The sequence below is a fragment of the Streptomyces sp. NPDC032091 genome, assembly GCF_055580265.1.
On the sequence record NZ_JBVILR010000031.1, the window covers coordinates 50,281 to 73,115 of the forward strand.

Consider the following 22,835-nt stretch of genomic DNA (forward strand, 5'->3'; position numbering starts at 1 on the left):
CCTGGCACCGCCCCGTTTGGGGGACCGGGCGTACGCCAACGTAGAGGCGCTGAGACTGCTGCGAACCCTGGAGGAGGAAGGGCGCGCGGCGACCGCGGAGGAGCAAGGGGCGCTCGCTCGCTGGTCGGGGTGGGGCGCTCTGAAGCAGGTCTTCGCCCCGCGCCCGCCAGCCGCCGACGTAGCGGATGCGGAGGCGCGCCGGTCCGCGGTCGGGTGGCTGGCGCTCGATCCCGTTCGTACGCAGGTGCGCGAGCTGCTGTCTGATGAGGAATGGGCGGATGCCCGCCGCAACCTGCTGAACGCGCACTACACCGATGCCGGACTGGTCGAAGCGGTGTGGGGCGGAGTCCGCCGGCTGGGGTTCGACGGCGGCCGGGTGCTGGAGCCTGGCTCTGGCAGCGGCAACTTCATCGGCCTGGCCCCCACCGACACCGCGGTGCCGGTGCACATGACGGGCGTGGAGGTCGAGGGCAACACCGCAGCACTGTCGCGGCACCTCTACCCGGACGCCGACATCATCACGGCCCCATTCGAGGACGTGACCCTGGCCGACGGCGCTTTCGACGCCGTCGTCGGGAACATCCCCTACGGCCGCTACAGCAGGTACGACAAGGTCCACAACGCCGATCTGGCGCTGTCGATCCATGATCACTTCGTCCTGAAGTCCCTCGCGGCCACGCGACCCGGCGGGATCGTCGCTCTGATCACCAGCCGCTTCACCCTCGACGGCAAGGACACCGCGCCCCGCGAGCGGCTCTACGACCTCGGCGATCTCGTGGGGGCTGTCCGTCTCCCGGCGGGTGCCCATCGCGAGGCGGCCGGCACGGACGTGGTCACCGACGTCCTCTTCCTGCGGCGCCGGATGCCGGGAGAGGAGAAGGGCCCGGACGGCTGGCTGGGCACCCGCGAGCTGGTCCTCGACGGTCACGAGGAGCCGGTGCGGGTGAACTCGTACTTCCTGGACCACCCCGACCGCGTCGTCGGGGAGCTGCGGGCACGCCTGGGCAAGTACGGGCCGGAGCCGACCGTCGAAGGCGAGCGTGACGCCGCCGCCGGCCTTGCCGAAGTAGCCGAGGCGATCGCGGCGGAAGCACGCACCGCGGGCCTGACGGCGACTTCCTCCACGGCCCGAGCGGCTGGCGGCGCAGCCCCGGTGACGCTGACGCAGGCACTCGCCGAAGGCGCCCTCGGTCTGGACGAGTCGGGCAATCCGACGGTAGTGGAGGACGGGCGGATCGTCCCCCTGGACGTCCACCCCGAGCAGCGCGACCGCCTGGTCCAGCTCATCGGAATCAAGGCGCGCGCCCTCGCCCTCTACAAGGCGGAGGGCGACGCTGCCGAACCGGGGGAGACGCTGGAACTCGCCGAGCTGCGGACCGGTCTGCGCGAGGCCTACCGGGCCTACCGCAAGAAGAACCCGCCGCTGGCCAAGCCGGGCCAGAACCGCATCTTCACTCCGAAGGAGGCCAAAGAGCGCGCAGCCCTCCTCGGCCTGGCGAAGGTTCCGGACGAGTGGAAGGCCCGTACCGCCTTCGGGCTGGCCGACGACGATCCCGACGCCGATGTGCTGTTCGGCCTGGAGGAGTGGGACGAGCGCACCAACACCGCCGTCGAGCAGGCGGTCCTCCAGACGCGGGTCCTGGAGCCGCGGGCGCTGCCCACGGCAGCCGAGACCCCGGAGGACGCGGTCGCTCTCGCGCTGGAGTGGGACGGCGGCCGGCTCGACATGCTCCGGGTGGCGAACCTCCTGGGCGTCACCGAAGACGAAGCTGCGGTCCGGATCAGTCACCTGGCGTTCCGCGATCCCGCGCAGGCCGGCTTCTGGGAGCCTCGGCACCGCTACCTGTCCGGCAACGTCCGCGAGAAGCTGGACCAGGCCCGCCAGGCCGCCGCCGAGGACCCCTCCTACCTCGGCAACGTCGCCGCCCTTGAGCAGATCCAGCCCGAGGACCTGACGCCCGCAGAGATCAAGGCGAAGTGCGGCGCCCCCTGGATCCCGGTCCAGGACTACACCGACTTCATGCGCCACCTCGGCTTCCAGGAAGCACAGGTGCGGCATGCCGGTGGAACGACCTGGGAGGTCACCGGAGCGCACGTGGGTGACTTGGCCAAGTCGGAGTGGGGGACCGGCGACCGCAGCGCCCAGGAGCTGATGCTCGCGATCCTGCGCCAGGCCGACTCGACCATCCAGGTCACCTACAAGGACAACGACGGGAAGATCCACGTCAACCAGGTGGCCACTGACGCCGCCCGGGAGAAGGCCCGCCTGATCGTCCAGGCCTTCGACGACTGGATCTGGGCCGACCCGGATCGCGCCGAGCGCCTCGCTGGCATCTACAACCGCACCTTCAACAGCCTGGTCCTCTCCGAGTACGACGACAGCCCGCTCACGCTGCCCGGCATGAGCACCACGTGGCAGCGCCGTTTGCGCAAGCACCAGAACGCGGCGGTGCGCAGGATCCTCTCGGAGCCCACCGCCCTGCTGGCCCATGTGGTCGGTGCGGGCAAGACGGCAACGATGGTGGCCGGTGCCATGGAGCTGCGCCGTACCGGCATGGCGAGGAAGCCGATGCTGGTGGTTCCCAACCACATGCTCAAGCAGGTCACCCGCGAGTTCCGCGAGATCTATCCCGACCGTGAACGGGTCAAGCTCCTGGCGATCAGCGCAAGCGACCTGAACCAACGGCGCCGCGCGAAATTCCTGGCCAGGATCGCGGGCGGCGACTGGGACGCGGTGATCCTCACTCACGACGCCTTCAACATCGCGCCGCTTCGCCCCGACACCATGCAGGCCTACCTCGACCGCGAGATGGCGAGCCTGCGCGAGCAGCTCGACGCCGCCGCGGCGGCAGGCATGAGCAACAAGACGATCCAGGACATCGAAACCAGCCTCGCCAACGCCGAGGCCCGTCTCCAGAAGCAGATCGACGAGTCGTCGAAGTACGGCGGCATGTGCCTGGAGGACACCGGCGTCGACTACGTGATGATCGACGAGGCCCACCAGTACAAGAACCTGAGGACGATCTCGGCGATCCCCGGCGCCGGCATCCAGGGGTCTGCCAAGGCGACCAAGCTGCACATGCTGCTGGGCTACCTGCGCGAGGCCAACGGCCACAACAGGGTCGCCACCCTCGCCACCGGAACCCCCATCGCGAACAGCGTGACCGAGGCCTACGTCCTCAAGCGCTACCTGGCCCCCGACCTGCTGGCGCGTATGGGCCTGGAGAACTTCGACAGCTGGGCCGCGACGTTCGGGGAAGTCGTCTCCTCCCTGGAGCCGGACGCCAAGGGCGACGGCTACAAGTACAAGGCGCGCTTCGCCCGCTTCTTCAACGTCCCGGAGTTGATGAGCGTCTACCGCGCCTTCGCGGACGTGCAGATGGCCGAGGACCTGAACCTCCCGGTGCCGCCGGTCCTCGCCGGTCCGGACGGCCAGCGCGGCGAGGCCATCCACTTCGCCGTCACCGGCTCCCAGCGCCAGTTCATCAAGGAGCTCCCCAGGCAGGAGTGGGTCCGCCGGCCCGGCGGCGTCCTCAAGGCGCTCGGGCTGGGCCTCAGGGCCAGCCTCGACATGCGACTGGTGGGCGGCGAGGAAGGCGAAGGAACCAAGCTGGAGTACGCCGCCGAGCAGATTCTGCAGGTCTGGGCGCAGACCAGGGACGTCGTCTACCCGACCTCCAAGACCGACCCCACGCCGCAGCCGGTGCCCGGTGGCCTTCAGCTCGTCTTCTGCGACGAAGGCACCCCCGGCTCCAGTGCCGAGCACCCGGTCGACCTCTACGGATCCCTCCGCGAGCACCTCGTCGCCGCAGGCATGCCGCGCGAGAAGATCCGCTTCATCCACGAGGCCAGCACCGACAAGAAGAAGGAGCGTCTCTTCGCCGACTGCCGGGCCGGCCGTGTCGCCGTCCTGATCGGCAGCACCGAGAAGATGGGCACCGGCACGAACATCCAGGACAGGTCGGTCGCCCTGCATCACCTGTCTTACCCCTGGCGGCCCGCCGACATGGCCCAGCGCGACGGCCGCATCGAGCGCCAGGGCAATTTGAACGACCCCAGCATCCCGGACACCCCCGACCACGTCCGGATCTTCTACTACGTCACCAGCGGCTCCTTCGACGAGTTCCGCCTCAACGCCCTGGCCCGCAAGGCCCGCTTCATCTCCCAGATCCAGCGCCGCGACTTCAAGCTCCGCGAGATCGAGGACATCGGCGAGGAGGCCCTCAACCTCGGGATGCTCAGCGCGCTCGCCTCCGGCGACCCCGCGATCCTCCAGCTCGCAGAAGCCACCGCCGAACGAGCCCGCATGCAGGGCCTGGCCCGCGCTTGGGACCGGCAGCAGGACGGCCGCCTCCAGCTCGCCAAGGACCTGGACGACTACCTCCAGCGCGCCACCCCCTGCCTGGAAGGGATGCGCGCGGCCATGCCGCACCGCCGCCCCACCGCCGGGGACGCCTTCGCCATCACCATCGACGGGCGCACCCTGCGCAGCCGTGACGCCGCCGCGGCCACCCTCGGCGCACGCATGGTCGCCCTTGCCCGCGACCACAGCCTCTCCCCGGGCCAGCGCGTCCCCGTCGGCAGCCTCGGCGGACAGGACTTCCACGGCGAGATCTCCTACGACGCCGGAGGGCGCCGGCAGCTCAAGCTCCGCTTCGGGTGGGGCCACGTCGTACCCGTCGGGCACCGCGACGACCGTGCGCAATGGCAGTGCTCTGCCGTCACCGAGTCCAACGGCCGCGGCGCGATCGTCTCCCTGGAGAACTTCCTCACCAAGCTGCCAGACGACGCCGAGAAGCTGGAACGCGAGATCCACATCCAGCAGGGACACCGCGCCGACGCTGCCGCGAACTTCCGCTCCTACGACGAGAACCCGTACCGGATCGTCGCCCGTTCCAAGGAGACGGAGGAGAAGCTCCTCAGCAAGCTCGTCATCGTCAATGAGAAGAAGGCCAACCTGGAGGAGGAAGCCGGAGCCAACCCCGGCGAGGCCGAGGCCGAGAAGATCGCCGAGCTCAGGGAAGAGGCCGACCGTCTGAGGGCACTCATCGCCGACGAACACCTCATCCAGCAGGCGGCGAACGCCACCGCTGCCGCAACGTCAACGACAGCCACCCCGGTACCACGGCAGAGCCCGGCTTCAGGATCCCCGGAGAACCTCCCAGACTCCGCGCCTGCATCCCCAGGCCCGGCAGCTACTGACCGGCCGCCGGCCCCCACAGCCCAGCCAGCAACGCCCGCCGTCCCGGAGCGGCTCCCCGGTGCGAACGCCACCTCGGCGGCGCCGGACAGCGACACCCCCCAGCCGGCCGACCCGGATCCGGCGCCCCCCGCCGACAAACCGCCGGTATCGAGCGAGGACGCCGACGAGACCACGCCGCCGCACGAGGCCCCTGCCGATACAGCCGACGAACAGCCGGCCGACGTCGAACGCGAGATGTGGCAGACCGCGACCGACACACTCACCCAGGCAGCACAGACTCACCCCCGCATCGCCGACTGGGCTCGCGCAAACGACCTGGCCGGCTTCACCGTCCCCCTGCGCACCTGGGCCGACGACTGGATCGCCTCCAGCGTCGCCGCCCACCCCACCGAAGCCTGGCCGACCTGGGTCCGCGCCTACTTCCACAAGGACGCCGCCTCCCAGCGCGCCGAGCTCCTCACGCGCGTCGCCCAGAACCTGCACGACCGTTACCGGAACGAGGAGCCTGAACCTCAGCCCACCGTCCCGCAGCCCGCAGAAACCCCGCCCGATACAGCCGAGGAAGCCACCGAACAGCAGGTCGTCGACCCGGACCTGGAACGCCTCCGCCAGGCCTGGCTGACCTCCCGCACCTGGCGCGCCAAGGCCGCAGCCGAGGGCAACAGCGGAGAACGCATTCACCTGTCCCGCACCCCCGGCTACGCCCTGATCGAGAGGCCCCAGCCCGGACCCCTGCGCTGGGAGGTCGTTCCCGCGGCCACCGGCCAGCAGCTCAAGGTCGGCGACTACGCCGTCGCCGAGGTCGAGAACCGCGAGGCCGCAGAGGACCTCGCAGCCGGCCTCGACACTGCTCTCCGCGCGAGCGACGGCACGGCCCTCGGGTGGCCGCCCGCCCGCGGGTGGCGGTCCGCCCGCGGCCACAAACTCGACCGCGCCCTCGCCGAGGCAAGGGCCGAGCACGACCGTGCCCACGGACTCACCTACAGTCCCGGAATTCACCACGCCCACCGACTGGCCGAGCGCGATGCGGCTCCCCCCAAGCCGCAGAAGTCCAGGTCTCTCGAAACACAAACCGAACTGCTACCGGACGAGCCCTCGGCCCTCGGGCCGACGGAGGCCAATCCGGCAGAGCGTGAGGCGACGCGAGCCGAGTACATGGGCCACTGCGCGGCGATCCTGCGCTACTACGAGCCCTTGCTCCAACGCCACGGCCTCTCCGGAAAGAAGGTCGCCGACGCGATCACCCGCCCCGGCTACGACCCCCTCGCCGATCCCGACGACCTACTCAGCGCACTCGCCCGCAAGATCGGGAACAAGGGACAGCGGATCGCGGGCATCTACGACCGCGGCTGGGCACCCGGGGCGCGCGGGCACCGCGACACCGTCATGTACGAGGTGGGGGAGGAGCGGCACCGCACAGGCATCCAGCTGATGGAACTCTCCACCAGCCTCGCCTTCGTGTCGGCAGGCACGGACCCGGTCGGGGTCGACCTGGAGGCCATCCTCGCGGCCCCGCCCGAAACCGTGATCGAGCTGCCCACGGAGGACGCCAGGACCGAGCGGGGGCCCATCCTCATCAAGCACTCCACGGACGGCACGACCGTCCACGGCACCGATGGGCGCGACGAGCAGACCCGGGCCGCTCTCAAGCGCACCGGGTTCCGCTGGTCCAAGCGCCAGGGCATGTGGTACCAGCGACGCGACACGGACTTCGCCGAACGCGACGAGTCCGTACGCCTGCTACGGGAGGCCCTCGACACCACGGGCACCGGCTACACCATGGAACCGGCGGCCCCGGAGACCAAACCCTCAGCGGCACCGGAAGCACCTGAGGCCGCCGCGATCCAGGCTCCCGCGCCCGACCAGCAGGCCACCACACCAGGCTCCACCAGCAGCGCGGACCCGGACCCGGCAGCAGAGCCTGCCCCCGAGCACGCGCCTGCCCCCGACAGAGGCCGCGACGCGCCGGACACTGCGGCACCACCACAGGCCGAGCAAGGCGCCGCATCGGAGCCGGAGGAAGGGCTTCGCGTCATCACCCCCGATGGCCCGGGCGTGATCACCACCCTGTTCGGTGACTTGGCGCTCGTCTCCACGGACAACGCCGGAAGCCGGGTCTGGCACATCGTGCACCTCCGACGCGCCGACCAGCCCGACGTGCCTTTCGTCACCCCCACTGAGATCAGCAAGCACCGCGAAAACGCCGCTGACATCGAGAAGGCCGCGACATCCGGCGGTATCCCCCTGCACCACCCTCCCCGCCGACGGCTGTGCAACCTGGACGTCGAAGCGGGCCACGGCACCATCGTCGAGGGCATGACCGTGGACTGGGACGGCAACGTCCACGAGCCCGGCGAAGTGGTCGGCTGGGTCCGGGCACGCATCGGCGACGACGGAAAACGGTACTGGTGGGGCCAGGACGCCCACGGCGGACCACCGGACGACATGCCCTTCCACGAGAACCTCCCGGCCAAGGCAGGGGTGCCCGCCATCCGAGCCGCCGGCATGGTGGACACCGACAGGAAGCCCAGCTCCCTGAACGGGCACTCCCAGGTCATCACGCCGCCGTACGCGGTACGCGAGATCAAACTGACGAAGGCGCAGGTCGCCCTGCTGCGCACGCTGCCCCTGGTCGGCACGTACCCCGACGGCTCGGAGCTGCCGACCCCGCCGTGGGTGGCAGAGCACCGCAAATACGTGATGAGCGTCGCCCAGATGCAGGCCCTGCGGCACGCTGCCGAAGCCGCCGCCGAAGCCAGCGACACCAGCACCGTGGTCGGCCGCCGCAGCCGCAAGGTGCTCCTCAACGCCGCCGACAAGCTCCGCTACGAGGAGTACGAGACCGGCCGCCGCCGCGCGACAATCCCGCCCATCGGCGAGCCGGACCCATACGCCGGCCCCTACACCCCGCCCCCGCCCCGCCCCGAGCCCCCACTCCCGACGCCAAGGGCAGCTCGGAAGGGGCCGCGCGCCGACGAGCCACCTCTCACCCAGAACCCTCAGACGCCGGAGACCGAGCAAGCCCAGCCCGACGACTCCGAAGAGCTGACCCACGAGAGCCAGACGGGCACCGAGACCGAGGATGCAGCCGTGGGGACGCACGAACAGACCGAGCTGCCACTCACCGGAGCCTCCGGCGAGAATCCCCAACCCCAGACACCGGCCCGGCCCGCGGCCGAGCCCGCCCCAGCCCAGCCCGCGGAACCAGAGCCAGCGCCCAGGCAAGAGCAGTCCGCAGACCGGGCAGCCCCCGAGGGGCGGGCATTCTCCCCACAGGACCGCGTCTTCCACAACGGCATGCGCTACGTGGTGGCGAGCGTCTCGGACAACGGCGCCGTGCTGCGCACCATCAGTGGCGACGCCCTGCCCACCGACGAGGTCGTCGGCGAGGCCGACATGCCGCCCGTGACCACCGAGGACCTCGCAGACGGCTGGTGGCGCTTCACCTACGAGGGCCGCGCCTACACCGCCGGTGCCCTGCTCCCCGAGCTCGCGCGTACCCACCCGACCGCCACGCTGTCCGTTGCCATCGTCGACCAGGACAACCGCTTGGTCGGCCGCGCCTTCGGCCGACCACACGAGTCCGCCATCATCTGGGCCGACTCCCACCCCGGAGTACCTCATCCACACGTCGCCGAATGGCTCGGTGCGACACCGTGGCCGCAGTACACCGATGCCGAGCGGGCCCACATGACCGCAGGCCCGCCAGCGGCCGAACCGGGCACCGAAGCAGAGCCAGCCGCCCAGCCACCGGCTGCCGGCACGGCGTGGACCACGAGGCCGGACGTCCCGTCCACACGGGAAGACACCCCGACCACGCCAGCCGCCGATGACACCCCTTCAGCAGCTGAATCAGAATCCGGTCCGGGCGACACCGAGCCCGACCCCGAGATCGAGGCCGACGCGGAGGACTACGAGATGACCGTGATGCCCGACGCCGACCTCGGCGCCCCCGAGTTCGAGGACCCGCCCGAGCCCGAGCGGTACAGCGAGACCATCATGCTCGACGACCTGGCGTACACCCTGCACCTGTACGGATGGGACGGTCAGCCGACGGACTCCGGTGAACTGCTCCACGGCGACAGCGTCGTGGCCGCGGTACGGCCCAGCGCCGGAGGCGGCTGGTTCGCCCGGCTCCAGGCCGACGGTCTTCCTGCCGATGTCACCTCCCTCACCGGCAGCCCGGCGGAGGCTGCGGACGAGGCCGCCATCTACTTCTCCGCGCTGACCGGCACCCCGTATGGCGATCCGGTCCCGGACACCGAGACCGGAATTCAGGCCCGCGCCGCTGCGGTGCGGACTGCCCTGCGTGATACCGCGCTCAAGCACCGTGAGCACATCGTGAACGCGGCTGCACGGGCCTGGCCGGAGCAGTACGGACGCCACCCCCAGCTCCGCGAGGTGGTTGCCCGCCTCGCGGAGATGGAGAACGCGGTCTTCGACAACACCGGCGCCCGGAAGATGGAGGCCGATCTGGCCTCCACCGCGACGGCCAGCACCGCGCTGCGGGAGACGTTGCCTGACGACCCGGCCGCCGCCGCGCGCCAGCACCTCGGCTACCGGACCGCCCACCTGCTCTACGACCTCCGCCGTCTCCAGGAGCATCTGCGAATGGCTGTGGAGGCCGCGCGGGCGGAACGGCAGCAGGCCCTGAATGCCGACCAGGCACAGGAGTCCACCGTGCCCCTTGATGCGCAGCCGGAAGCGGACATGGAACCGGACCCGGAGACGGAAATGGACCTCGACATCCCGGAGCCCGCCCCCGAGCAGTACACCCACACGACGGCACTCGACTCCCAGTACAGCCTGCATCTGTCGGGCGACGTCGGCCAGGAACCGGACTTCGGCCGGGTGCTCCGCGACCAGGCCGAGGTAGCCATCGTCCGCTACTCCACAGCCGGCGGCTGGTACTCCCAGATCACAGACCCCGCGGTGACCTTCGACGTCACCCCACCGGTCGACACCCCGCAGGACGCCGCTCACCAGGCAGCGATCCTCTACTCGATGATCTACGGCGGCAGCGATTACGGGCAGGCGCCCACCGCCGCCCACGACACCGAGGCGGCGTCCCGGGCCGACGTGGTACGCGCTGAGATGCGCGACCTGGCCACGCGTCACAGGGGCCCGATCGCCGAGGCCGCCGGCCGGGCCTGGCCGACGACCGCCGAACAGCACCCGCATCTGCGCGCCATGGCCGATCACCTGGAACGCCTTGCCGCCGCACCCCAGGATGCGCCCGGTGTCAACCAGATGAGGGACCGGCTCACCGCCGTGTACGGCAGGGCCGTGGCATGGCTCGATGATCTGCCCCTCGAATTCGGTTCCGAGCGCCAGCACATGGCCTTCGCGCTGGCGGACCTTGGGCGTGACGCCCGACGGCTGGAGCAGCGCCTTGAGGCCACGGCCGCAGCGGTTCGTGAGGAGCGACAGCTGCTTAGCGGGACGACCGACCTCATGGTCGAGGCCGATGCGACGCACCGGTCTGAGCTCGAAGCAATGCAGGCGCAGAACACCGGGAGCGGACAGCAGCCTGTCCCTTCACCACGGGACGCGGACTTGAACATCCTTGCCGAGCCATCACAGCTGGCCCTCCCCGCGCCCCCGGCGATCTCCGACCCGTCACCGGAGTTGGAGCTGCCTCAGCCCGCGCACGCCCCCGAGCCCGAACCCTCCGGCGACGAGGAGGAGTCCGCGCCGTCGGCCGGGGAGCCGGAGGAGAAGGAGTCGCTGTCCGACACACCACCTCCCACCCAGGCAGGCCCTGCGCAGGTGCCCGTGGCTCTGGAGCCGTCGGCAGCTGCCCACCCGATCATGCCCGAGACGGAGACGGACTTCCCCCTATGGACGGGCCCGGTCGACCCAGAGGGCCGGGTCGGTGATCTTGTCGACAATGTGCAGGGACTGGTTGACGCCCTGCACGACCATGCCTCCCGACAGGGCATCGCCGACGCGGCTCTGGACCCCGCGGTCATGGAACACCTGAGCGCCCTGCAAGCAGAGCTTGACGCCGACCTGGACCTCGCACCGGCGACCGCCGAGGGGGACGAGCAGCAGCCCGCCCCGCGAGACGAGCTCGCCAGCGGAACCCACAGCGCCGAGGACGTCACCGCGGCCCTCGCCGAAGCCCGTCACCACCAGCACGCGGGAGCGCTGGAGGACATCCCTGAATGGCAGCAGATCCAGACTGTGCGAGGGGCGGCCGCGAACCTGTGGCGAGCGATTCGCCGAAGCGCGGGCGAGCGCTTCGAGGAGCTCCTCGGCGATGACCGCGTGCAGAGCTGGTGGAAGCAGACGTCGATCCGCCTCTGCGAGAAGTTCGCTGAGCTCGCCCAGCGCGCGGCCGACCGGCTGCGAGGCGGTGCGGCGCCCGAGCCGGCCGCTGCCATGGAGCGCCTCCACCGCGCGGCCGCCAACTACGCACACCCCGACCTTCCGCCCCTCGACGTCCGCCTCGACGTCCAGCAGATGCACAAGCTGGGAGAGGGGTTGGCCCGCGCCGACCGGAAGGTGAACGCGATCGCCGCGCGGTCCAGGTCGACCACGGTCCGCAAGCCGCCCACACCCAGGGCGGCTGGAGCAGACCAGCCGGCGCACCTGCGCCGCCAGGCGCACGATCCTCGGCGCAGCCCCCGACAGGGACGCTGAGCCGCCCGGGGCCCGGTCACCTGCCAGCGGCCGGGCCCGACTATGCGCCCGAAACCTCGTCCCAGTACTCCAGGTCCTCCAAGACGTCGTAGGCGGCAACCTTGATCATGGCGATCGGGTCCGCCACATCGCGAAAGTCGAACCACTCCCCGGACATCCGGCGGTCCTTGAACACCTTGTGGAGGCCCCGCTCCAGGTGCTCTCCATGCTCCTGGTGCTCAAAGGGGCCGCCACGTTCCTGGGTCGTCCAGCGCACTGCGAGCGGAGAGACCGAAGCGGTCTGCAACGCCTTGAGTCGGGTGGCGAGGTTCCGGGTCACGCCTATTTTGATGATCTTCGGCTCCTGCTCGGACGAGATCGCGTACACCGGCCGCCGGTCCTTCTTGCGGACCTTCTCGCGCTCCGGCTCCGGCATCTCCATCAGCCGCACCAGCTCTTCGTACTCGCGGTCCAGGCGGGCCTGGACGGCATCGACGCAGCGGCTGAGCGTCGTCCTGACCTCGTCGGCTGTGAAGGACCCGGAGGATATGGACTCCAGGATGTCCATGATGGCCGGGACGCCGACGGCCATGTGGTGACCGCGGGCCTCACTGCGCGCGTCGTTGCCCATACGCATCCCCGTAATCAGCGTGACGTCCGGCACGACGGTGCCGGCCACGTTGAGGTTGATGACGAAGTTCTCGGCCATTTCGGGTCCTGCCTGCCGGATTCGGGTGACCGTTGATCATCGCAACCAGCACTGACAAACCGTCCGCGTACGACGGCGCGGTTCAGGCCGCGGGGGCTCTGCCCCCACACCCCCGCCCACCCTGCTGAGGGGGCAGACGACAGCGCGCGCCGTGTGGGGGGTGAGAGGGGGTGCGCGGGGTGGGGTCCCTCGTTGGACGCCCCTCCGCACCATGCCCTACGGGTGGGTGGGGGCAGCTCCGCAGGCTCCGCCACCCCCACCCACCCGCAGGGCCACCGAGAGTGCCGCCCAACGAGGGACCCCACCCCGCTCTGCCCGGCACTTCGGCGAGCTGCCGTCAGGCCTTGCGTCCTGCGAATCACCCGTTTGAGCTGCGGAAACGACGCCCAGATGTCCCTTGTTGCCGTAAAATTATCTATGTCGCCAAGGTGGTCGGTACCCACCCGCGACGACCCGTCAGAAACGCGCCTCCATAGATTGAGAGCTGACATGTCCCTGACTGCCACGGATATCTTCTGCGGCGCCGGAGGAAGCTCCACCGGCCTGGTCGCCGCCGGGTACGAGCTGAAGCTCGCCGCCAACCACTCGAAGATCGCCATCGAGACCCACAGCGCCAACCACCGCGACGCGGACCACATCTGCGCGGACATCAACAACTACGACATGCGCCGCCTGCCCACCACGGACATCCTGTGGGCCAGCCCGATCTGTACGGAGATCAGCCCCGCCGGAGGCACCCGCCGCAGCATCCAGGACGGCCAGATCGGCATCGGCGACGAGTACGAGCCCGCCGACCCGGAGGCATTCGTCCGCACCCGCGCGACCGCCTACGACGTCATGCGCGCCGCCGAGGTCCACTACTACAAGGCCATCTTGTGCGAGAACGTCACCGAGTTCGCCACCGACTGGAGGCTCTTCCAGTGGTGGCGCCAGGGCATCGAACTCCTGGGATACAACAGCCAGGTCGTATCGGTCTCGTCCGCCCACGTCGGCGGCCCCGACAACCCCTACGCCCCGCAGTGGCGGGACCGCATCTACATCTGTTTCACCCGGACCGGCATCCCGATGCCCGACCTGCGCCCCCGCCCGCTCGCCTGGTGCGCCGGATGCGACGAGGACGTCGAAGCCGTCCAGGCCTGGCGCAAGGGCCGCACCATCGGCAAGTACGCCCGCCAGTACGACTACCGCTGCCCGAACACCCGATGCCGCAACGCCCTGGTCGAGCCCTACACCCGACCGGCCGCCTCCGCGATCGACTGGAGCAACCTCGGCACCCGGATCGGGGACCGTACCCGGCCGCTGGCGGCCAAGACGATCAGCCGCATCGAGAAGGGGCTCCGCGAGTACCCCCAGCGGGCCAGCCTCCTGACCCTCAACCACGGAGGGCACGACGGCCGCACCATGCTCCCCGAGCAGGCACCCCTTCCCTCCCGCACTCGCAAGATCGGTGAAGGCCTGCTCGTGCCCCGCCGCCACGGGATGCTCGTCCCGGCCGGAGGCAGCTGGAACGACACCACCACCGACCTCTCCGAGCCGATGCGGACGCGCACCACCCGCGACTCTGAAGCCCTGCTGACCATGCCCTACGTCGTCACCATGCGCCGCAACGGCCGCATCGACACGGTCGAACGCCCGCTCGCCACCCTCGCCGCCCGGGGCCGCCACCACGGCCTGGTCATCCCCTACCGCAAGGGCGCCGCCAAGCCCACCAGCGAGCCGATGCTGACCCTCGCCACCCGTGCCTCCGCCGGAGTGCTCACCCCGGCCGACACCGTCGAGCAGGCTCTGAGCGTCGAGGACTGCCACTTCCGGATGCTCCAGCCGCACGAGCAGCTCGCCGCCCAGCGATTCCCCGGCGACTACATCATGCGCGGCAACAAGACCGAGCAGACGCAGCAGGCAGGCAACGCCGTGAGCTGCAACGTCGCCCAGTGGCTCGGTGCTCGGGTCGCCGCCGTCCTCTGACCCTCACCCACCGCCAGAGAACTGCATCCGTCGGGTGGGGTGACCGGTACCCGCCCCACCCGACGACACCCGCCAGCAAGGAGAACCGTGACCGACCCGCTCAACCCCGCCGCCGAGCACCACACCGCACCCGGCAACACCGCCGCCAGCCAGCCCCTCCACAGCCCCCTCCTTCCCGCGCTCGCCGACCACGGCTTCGAGGCCGTGCTCGGCGCGGAGTTCCTGACCCTCACCGTCGGCCCCTGGAAGATCACCGGTACCAGCCGCACCACCGGAGACGTCGACATTCACTACCCCATCGGCGACCACCACAGCCTCCAGGTCTGCGCCCTCAAGAACACCGATGACTACTGGATCGTCTTCGACTCCGGAACGGACGACCCACTCCCTTCCCGCACCCTGGCCCAGGACAGCGACCAGATGATCCGAGCCATCCGCGAGTTCCTGCTCGCGCGGGAGGCCGAGCAGCCGGTCGTCACTGAATGGATCAATCCGCGCTGCGGGGGCTGCGACGTCGGGCACTTCGCCTACCGGCCGAGCACCGCCGCCCTCCACTGCACCAGCCCCGTGTGCGACCACTGGATCCTCCCCAGTGAACTGGTCGACGCCGACGGCTGGGAGCTCCACGACGGCATCCTCGCCGTCCCCCAGTAACCGACCCCCCCACAACCCGCCCGGCCGGAGCCGACAGCCCCGGCCGGGCACAAGCGTGCCCGAACGCGGGCGCTATGCGACGGCCCGCCCGTGCACCAGACCCTGGCCGCGCACCCATCGCCACCACCGAGGCCAGCCGCCACCCGGCCGCCGTCGAGATCCCCCGGTGCGCACCTGAGCGGCCACCCAGCTACCCGGAGCGCGAAGGGCACACCCGCACGCTGTAGAGGCGCGGCAACGATGGCGAAGCCCAACGCGGCTGGAACCCCGCAGGACGCCTGGCCTTGGGTTCAGGAGATGAGGGTGAGTTCGGTGCGGGCTCGGTGGAGGAACTCGGCGACGGGCTTCTCGCGGTGCCATGGGGCGATGGTGGTGGTGATGTCGGCGACGTAGTCGCGGGCGCGGGCGGAGGCGACGCGGCCGAGGATGTCGATGGCCCGGTGTCCGACGGCGAGGCCTTGGTCGAGGTCGTGCTGCTGGAGGTGTGTGGTGGCCAGGACGGTCAGGCGAAGTCCGACCGAGCGGGCGAAGCTGTCGGGGTTCATCGCGTCGGCCTGGGCGTTCCACCGCCAGGCGGCGGCGGGGTTGCGCAGGTCGCGGTGGACTTCGACGGCATCGGAAGCCAGCCGGGTGTGGGTGAAGTACCCGATCCAGGCCGGCTCGTCGGCGTCGTGCTCCGCCTGCTCCAGGCAGCGCTCGGAGGCGGCGAGCGCCGCTGAAGCGGCCCGTGCGTCGTTGGCCTTGGCGTGCGCGCGGGCCTCGATGAGCTTGGCGAACCCCAGGACCCGGTGGCCGGCCCGGCCCCGGGCGCGGTCGTAGGCGCCCTGGACCATGTCGATGGCCTCCTGGTGATAGCCGCGCAGCAGGGCCTGGAGCGCCATGTTCGCCATGATGTGGCAGCCGATGTCGACCGCTCCGCCGGCCTTGGCCATGCGCAGGGCCTGGATGAAGTGCCGCTGGGCCATGTCGTGGTGGCCGGTATCGACCGCGCCCCAGCCCGCGACGCGGGCGAGTTCAGCGGTGACCGCGAACAGGCCGCGACCGACCTCGTCGCTATAGGAGCCGTGGAGCAGGGGGACGGCTCGGCGGGTGAGGCAGTGAGTGACGGAGGAGGCCCGCCAGGTTCCGCCGCCGTACTTCGAATCCCAGCGCTGCGCTTCGTCGGCGGCCTGCCACAGCTCCGCGAGGTCCTCCCGTCCGACCCGGCCGCTGCCGTGGTGGGCAGCGGCCGGGTCGGACGGGACGCCGAGCCAGCGGGTGACGGGGGTGGTGTAGGCGCCGACGGCGAAGGCCTTGTTCAGGAAGGCGCGGCGGTCCAGGTGTTCCACGGTGCTCCAGAAGTGAACGGCGTGACGGACTGCCTCGGAGGTGTCCCGCGGGAAATCCAACCCGAGTTCCGCCGTGTTCTCGCGCACCGCGTGCATGCCGATCTCGGCGACGTCGACCGGCCGCCCGAGGTGTTCGCCCAGCGCACGGGCGATCAGGGAGGGCACCGGGGCCTTCGGGGCCATGCCGCGCCGGGTCCAGTTCACGACACTCGTATGGGTGTAGACCACGTGCAGCCCCGCCTGCCCGGCGAGTTCATTCACCCGCCGTGCCAGCGCGTGGTGGCTCATACCGCTGGACGCCAGCAAGTGCTCCAGGGCGACGTTGGGTGGCTTGGCCCGGCGAGCGGTCGGGGCCATCACAGGCACCTCCTTCACGACGACCCGGCTACGTCGGAGCGTGCCCGTATCCGGAGCAGCAGGGTAGGCCCGCAGCACACAGCCCGCTGCCCGTTTGTGAGTTGTGAGCCCCCCTTGTGAGCCTGCCCAGTCCTAGGACAGCGGCGGTTTCCTTGAACCATTCCACCGGCCAACCGGCACAGGAGCCGCCATGAGCCCCACCCTGCTCACCCCCGCCCCGGGGTCCGAGACCGTCGCTGACGAGCTCGCCCCCGCCTACTACCTCCACCCCGGCCAGCTCGGCGCGTACGTCACCGGCCTGCTGGCCCGGTGCACCACCGTCTTCGACATCAAGCCCACCCTGACCGATGACCTCACCGACCCCGGTCGGCACGGTCTGACCGGCGGCGGAGTGATCGAGGACGGCGCGTACGTCACGGGCACGGTCATCGTCCAGTCCGGCGCCCGTATCGAGGCCGGCGCCCGCGTCGTGGGCCCCGTCGTGGTCTGCGAGGGCGCGGTCATCGCCGCCGGGGCGTACGTCCGCGACCACGTCGTCGTAGGCCCCCGCACCCAGGTCGGGTTCGGCGCCGAGATCACCCGCAGCCTCCTCGGCGCCGGGGTGTTCGCCAAGCACGCCTGCTTCATCGGCGACTCCGTCGTCGGCTCCGACGTGAACATCGGCGCCTTCACCTCCACTACCGCACTGCTCACCGGCGACGGCCCCGTCACCGAGCCGGCGGTCAAGGAGATCACCGTCACCCTCGGCGGCCGGAAGTACGGAACCGGGCAGACGAAGTTCGGCGCGGTCATCGGCGACGGCGTCACCCTGTGCGCCGGAACCGTCCTGTGCCCCGGGACGCTGATCGGCCCCGGCACCGTCATTTACCCGCGCACCCAGCTCGGCGGCTTCATGCCCGCCGGCTCCCGGGTCCGGTGACCCCCATGACCACGATCAAGCTCACCCAGGCCGCCGACCGGCAGCTCATCAAGGTCACCGGCGGCCACCCCCTCATGGGCCGGATCCGCGTCCAGGGCAGCAAGAACATCGCCCTCCACCTTTACGCCGCCGCCCTCCTCGCCGACACCAACCTCGTCCTGCACCAGGCCCCCGCGATCCTCGACACCGGGGTGTGTGCGCAGATCCTCACCCACACCGGCACCCACACCCACGCCCCCGGCGACGGAACCTTCCACGTCATCCCCGCCCCGAGCCTGCGGCCGGTCATCCACCACGACCTCGGCGCGAAGGTCCGCACCACCGCCGTCCTGGCCGCCGCCGTCCTCGCCCGCGCCGGATCCGTCACTTTCCCCATCCCGGGCGGGGACGCGTTCTGCCCCCGCCTCATCGACCGCCACCTCGCCGCCATGGAAGCCGCCGGCGCCACCGTCACCGTTGACGAGCACGGCCGGACCATCCACGCCGCCCTCCCCGCCGACCGCGAGCTGCGCCCGTTCCGCGTGGACGTCTCCACCCCCTACGGCCCCTCCCTCGGCGCCACCGTCACCGCGCTGCTGCTGGCCGCCCGGATCCCGGGGGAATCCCTGATCGCGAGCCCGAGCATCGAGCCGGAGGTCACCGAGACCATCCGCTTCCTCGCCGAGCGTGGCGTCCGGGCCGCCTTCGACGACGACGGCCTCCACGTCCAGGGCGCCGACCGGATCGAGGGCGGCCGTTTCACGGTGGCCGGGGACCGGATCGAGGCCGCCACCATGATCATGGCCACCGCCGCGACCAGCGGCACCATCGACATCGACGGCATCACCTTCCCGGAACTCCCCGATGCCCAGCGACAGGTCCTCGCCGACGCCGGTCTCCACCTCACCTCCCACGACGGCGGAATCCGCGCCGCCGTCGGCGCGGGCGGCTTGCGCGCGGTGCGGGCACGGACCGGCCCGCACCCCGGCCTCCCCACCGACACCGCCCCCCAGCTCGCCGCCCTCCTCACCCAAGCGGCCGGCACCAGCCACCTCTTCGAGGCCGTCTACCCCCAGCGCGACACCCACGTCGCACCCCTGCGCGCCTTCGGCGCCGACATCACCTCCACCGGCCAGGACACCCGCATCCACGGCCCCGCCCGCCTGACGGCGGCCGACGTACAGGCCGCGGACATCCGGGCGGTGACCGCCCTGCTGATCGCCGCCCTCGCGGCCGACGGCACCTCTACGATCGGCGGCATGTACCACCTGGCGCGCGGCTACGGCCGCCTGCTGCCCAACCTGGCCGCGCTGGGTGCCGACATCACCACCACCGCCGCGGAGGCCCGCTGATGACGCCCGTCCCGTTCACGTCCGCCGACACCGCCCGCCTCACCGAAGCCCTCGACCAGGCCGTCACCGACGGCGCCACCCCCGGCGGCGTCATCGCCCTCGGCACCCTCGGCGACACCCCCCGCTTCCTGACCGCCGGCCGCATCGCCGACGAACTCGGCGACACCCCGCCCGGCCCGGACACCGTCTACGACATCGCCTCCCTGACGAAGGTCGTCGCCACCTGGCCGCTCGCCTGCCGGGCCTTCGACGCGGGCATCCTCGCCCGGACCGCCCCGGTACGCGACTTCCTGTCCGCGATCGACGGCCCGGCGCCCAGCGGCGAGGCCACCATCGAGCAGCTCCTCACCCACACCGCCGGACTCAAGGCCTCCACCCGCCTCGACCACTACCGCGGCGCCCAGACGCCCCTGCACGAACTCCTGTGCCGCGAAGCCCTCGAAGACGAGCCCGGCCGGCACCGGTACATCAACCGCGGCTACATCCTCCTCGGCCTGGCCCTCGCCCACGCCCACCAGCAGCCGCTCGACGAACTCGCCCGCGCCCTGTGGGACGACCTCGGCATGACCAACACCACCTACGGGCCCCTCGCCCGCAGCCCACAGGTCGCACCCACCGAGCGCCGCATCCCCGGCGCCCCCCGCATCTGGGGCACCGCCCACGACGACAACGCCGCCCTCCTCGGCGGGATCGCCGGCCACGCCGGAGTCTTCTCCACCGCCCGCGACCTCGCCCACTACGCCGAGCACCTCATCGACCCCGCCAGCCGCCTGCACGGCTGGCTCCGCGCCTCCACGCTCCCCTTCGCCCCGATCGAACCCGGCCTCGACCGAGGACTGTCCTGGATCGTCGCCCCCGGCAACATCGCCTACCACCACGGCTTCACCGGCACCAGCCTCTACCTCAACCCCGGCGCCGGCCGCTACCTCGCCATCTGCACCAACGCCGTCTACCACGGCGAAGCCCGCCGCCGGATCGCCCCCCTGCGCACCCTCGCCCTCAAGACCATCACCGCCACCTGACCCCGGGAGGCCCACCATGGGACAGCACCAGCTGTCCGACCACACCACGCTGCGCCTGGGCGGCCCCGCGCCGCTCTGGCTCAGCCACACCCACGACGCCGACTGGCCCGACCTTGCCCACACCGCCGCGCGGTACGGCGAGCGGCCGTTCACGCTCGGCGGCGGCAGCAACACCCTCGCCCCCGACCACGGCACCAGCCGGCCCGTCATCCACATGGCCACCCGCGGCATCCGCACCCGCCCCCTCGTAGGCGACCAGGTCGAGGTCACCGTCGCCGCCGGCCACCCGCTCACCGACCTCGTCGCCCACACCGTCGCCGAAGGCCTCTCCGGCATCGAATACCTCGGCGGGATCCCCGGCACCGCCGGCGCCGCACCGGTCCAGAACGCCGGAGCGTACGGCCAGGAGATCGGAGACCGGCTCACCGCCGTCACCGTCCACGACTGGACCACCGGCCGCACCTCCCGCCTCCCCGCCGCCGCGTGCCGGCTGGGCTACCGCACCAGCCTGTTCAAGCAGCAGCCCGGCCGGTGGACGATTCTCTCCCTCACCCTCCACCTGACCCGCTCCACCGCGGCGGCCCCCGTCACCTACCAGCACCTCGCCGCAGCACTCCGGGCACCCCTGGGCAGTCGGCCCCCGCTCACTGACGCCGCTGCCGCCGTCCTCCACGACCGCGCCGAGCGGGGACTTCTCCTGCCCAGCACTGGCCACGACGCCCGCCAGGTCGGCTCCTGCTTCCTCAACCCCACCGTCACCGATGACCAGGCCGACGCGCTACGCAGCCAGGGCGCCCCCGTCTACCGCACATCCGCCCACACGTGGCGAGCCAGCGCGGGATGGCTGTTGGAGGCTTGCGGCTACCAGCCCCGCACCGAGGTCACCCGCGACGTCCGCTGCTCCACGCTTCGCACCCTCACCCTCACCGCCCAGGCCAACGCCACCGCGCACGGCTTCCGCACCGCCCTGGAAGAGATGGCCGCGAGCGTACGCACAGCTGTAGGCGTCGACCTCCATCCGGAGCCCTCCCTCGTGTGACCGGACCCACTCGGGGCTGAAGTCCAGGCCGCCTCGGTGGTCGGAGCCTCTGGGCCGTACCGCCTGACGCGTGCCAGGGCCCTCATCGCGGAGTGGGCCGCGAAGTTGTGCGCATCCCCTGGCGCAGGGACGCCACACACGCCGGCGGCCGGAGCGACTGCGCACGATGATCCCCGACCGTACCTCTCCTGCCCCGGGGGTGGCACGCCGCCGCGAACAGCTCCATCGCCGCGTACGACCGTGCATCCCCTGGCGCAGGAGCGGCACGCCCGCGCCCGAGTCACCTTCTGGCGGAACCACCGTTCATCCCCTGGTGCAGGGGTAGCGCGTCGCGGTCATCCCGCCCCTGGTGTACGCCATCCGTTCATCCCCTGGCGCAGGGGTGAGGCCTCAAGGTGATTGCGGTCCCCGAGGTCCACGTCCGTTACTCCCTGTCGCAGGGGCGGCACTGGACCCTGGACAGGGACTTCCGGCAGTTCGACTGTCCAACCCCTGGCACAGGGGGCGCTTCCTTCTGCACCGCGCGGCCGCGGCTGACCACCGTTCATCCCCTGGCGCAGAGGCGGCATGAGCTGTGCCGGATCGGCGTCAACGTCAACCAGCGTCCATCCCCTGGCGCAGGGGCGGCACGCGGGAAGGTGCAGCGCACCGGCCTTCACCGGCCGTTCATCCCTGTCGCAGGGGCAGCACTTCTGGCTCGACGCCGGCGACTGCATCGAGGGCCGTTCATCCCCTGGTGCAGGGGCGGTATGCCGAGCTGATCGCCAAGTTCGTTCCTGGCGTCCGTACATCCCCTGGCGCAGAGGTAGCAACCCCCACATCCTGGAGGAAGTCGGCATCGAGGACCGTTCATCCCCTGACACAGGGGGGTACCGGCACCTGATGGTGGAAGAGCGCGTGGCAGATCCGTTCATTCCCTGGCGCAGGGACTGGATCGACTGCTGATCGTCGACCGTAAGCATGCATTCTGTTCATCCCCTGCCGCAGGGACAACGCGTGTCCGTCGCCCCGATCTGGTTCGCAGCTTGCCGTTCACCCCCTGGCGCAGGGCGGTGGGGCGCAGTACGAGAGCTGACCGAGTCCTGGGGCCGTTCATCCCCTGGCACAGGGACGAGACCTCCCCTCAGGCCGATCCGACGGCGCGGTCGCCGTATATCCCCCGGCGGAAGGAGACTCATTGACTACCTGTTCGTCGACGAGATCCACAGCCGGTATTCCCCTGATGCAGGGGCAGCGTCTGGCGCGCCTACGTCGCAACGCCATGGTGCCGCGCATTCCCTAGCGCAGAGATGTGGCCGGGCGCCCGGCTGGTGCGAGGTTGACCGGACCGGTGCATCCCCTGGCGCAGGGGCGGGACCTCTGGTGTTCATGTGCCGCAACGTCGGGATCCGTTCATCCCCTGGCGCAGGGGCGGCACACCATTCGGGCCGCGCGCTGGGTCGGGTTGAGCCGTTCATCCCCTGGCGCAGGGGGCGGCACCAGGAACTCAACCTGCGCACCCACGTGACCACCCGTTCATTCCCTGGCGCAGGGGCGGCACATGAGGCGGCTCTGAAGGTTCATGGGTGGCTCCCGTTCATCCCCTGGCGCAGGGGCGGCACCTGTTCGGCATCGCGCTGTTCGGCGGGGCCTGGCGTTCATCCCCTGGCGCAGGGGCGGCACGACCGGAAGGACCCGGCCATGA

At 71.0% G+C, this 22,835-nt stretch carries 9 protein-coding genes; 7 read left to right on the forward strand and 2 right to left on the reverse strand.

From position 1 onward, the window contains the following. Positions 1-244 precede the first annotated feature (244 nt). The gene (locus tag ACZ5NJ_RS34210; protein WP_468770208.1) at positions 245-11,848 is read left to right on the forward strand and encodes a DEAD/DEAH box helicase family protein; all 11,604 of its coding nucleotides are present in this window, start codon (positions 245-247) and stop codon (positions 11,846-11,848) included. A 40-nt stretch (positions 11,849-11,888) separates the two neighbouring features. Here the strand turns inward: ACZ5NJ_RS34210 and ACZ5NJ_RS34215 are convergent, their stop codons facing one another. Continuing rightward, entirely contained in the window at positions 11,889-12,536 is a 648-nt protein-coding gene (locus ACZ5NJ_RS34215) for a GIY-YIG nuclease family protein (protein WP_468770209.1), read from the reverse strand. 489 nt (positions 12,537-13,025) lie between these two features. Here ACZ5NJ_RS34215 and ACZ5NJ_RS34220 point away from each other — a divergent pair, with 489 nt between their 5' ends. After that, complete coding sequence (locus tag ACZ5NJ_RS34220) at positions 13,026-14,501, forward strand: DNA cytosine methyltransferase (protein ID WP_468770210.1); 1,476 nt, start codon at positions 13,026-13,028, stop codon at positions 14,499-14,501. 87 nt (positions 14,502-14,588) lie between these two features. Continuing rightward, positions 14,589-15,155: a hypothetical protein gene (locus tag ACZ5NJ_RS34225; protein WP_468770211.1), complete on the forward strand. Its 567-nt coding sequence runs from the start codon at positions 14,589-14,591 to the stop codon at positions 15,153-15,155. A 290-nt stretch (positions 15,156-15,445) separates the two neighbouring features. On the opposite strand, the gene ACZ5NJ_RS34230 is transcribed toward ACZ5NJ_RS34225, so the two are convergent. Next, a complete protein-coding gene (locus tag ACZ5NJ_RS34230; RefSeq protein ID WP_468770212.1) occupies positions 15,446-16,840 on the reverse strand; it encodes a sporulation protein in 1,395 nt (464 codons plus the stop codon). Between the two features lie 190 nt (positions 16,841-17,030). On the opposite strand from ACZ5NJ_RS34230, the gene ACZ5NJ_RS34235 reads away from it, so the two are divergent. Genes ACZ5NJ_RS34235 through ACZ5NJ_RS34250 form a run of 4 tightly spaced genes read left to right on the forward strand, consistent with a single transcriptional unit; the run spans position 17,031 to position 21,151 of the window. Continuing rightward, complete coding sequence (locus tag ACZ5NJ_RS34235; protein ID WP_468770213.1) at positions 17,031-17,759, forward strand: LbetaH domain-containing protein; 729 nt, start codon at positions 17,031-17,033, stop codon at positions 17,757-17,759. 5 nt (positions 17,760-17,764) lie between these two features. After that, positions 17,765-19,090 (forward strand): UDP-N-acetylglucosamine 1-carboxyvinyltransferase, encoded by a 1,326-nt coding sequence (locus ACZ5NJ_RS34240; RefSeq protein ID WP_468770215.1) that lies wholly within the window; start codon positions 17,765-17,767, stop codon positions 19,088-19,090. After that, the gene (locus ACZ5NJ_RS34245) at positions 19,090-20,112 is read left to right on the forward strand and encodes a serine hydrolase domain-containing protein (protein WP_468770217.1); all 1,023 of its coding nucleotides are present in this window, start codon (positions 19,090-19,092) and stop codon (positions 20,110-20,112) included. The genes ACZ5NJ_RS34240 and ACZ5NJ_RS34245 overlap by 1 nt, the downstream gene beginning before the upstream one ends. A 16-nt stretch (positions 20,113-20,128) precedes the next feature. Continuing rightward, positions 20,129-21,151, forward strand: a complete 1,023-nt coding sequence (locus tag ACZ5NJ_RS34250) for a UDP-N-acetylmuramate dehydrogenase (RefSeq protein ID WP_468770218.1) — start codon at positions 20,129-20,131, stop codon at positions 21,149-21,151. Positions 21,152-22,835: the final 1,684 nt, after the last annotated feature.

Coding starts and splice junctions, on each gene's coding strand:
- ACZ5NJ_RS34250 (WP_468770218.1), top strand. CDS start 20,129: ATGGGACAGCACCAGCTGTCCGACCACACCACGCTGCGCCTGGGCGGC.
- ACZ5NJ_RS34215 (WP_468770209.1), bottom strand. CDS start 12,536: ATGGCCGAGAACTTCGTCATCAACCTCAACGTGGCCGGCACCGTCGTG.
- ACZ5NJ_RS34235 (WP_468770213.1), top strand. CDS start 17,031: ATGAGCCCCACCCTGCTCACCCCCGCCCCGGGGTCCGAGACCGTCGCT.
- ACZ5NJ_RS34220 (WP_468770210.1), top strand. CDS start 13,026: ATGTCCCTGACTGCCACGGATATCTTCTGCGGCGCCGGAGGAAGCTCC.
- ACZ5NJ_RS34240 (WP_468770215.1), top strand. CDS start 17,765: ATGACCACGATCAAGCTCACCCAGGCCGCCGACCGGCAGCTCATCAAG.
- ACZ5NJ_RS34230 (WP_468770212.1), bottom strand. CDS start 16,840: ATGGCCCCGACCGCTCGCCGGGCCAAGCCACCCAACGTCGCCCTGGAG.
- ACZ5NJ_RS34245 (WP_468770217.1), top strand. CDS start 19,090: ATGACGCCCGTCCCGTTCACGTCCGCCGACACCGCCCGCCTCACCGAA.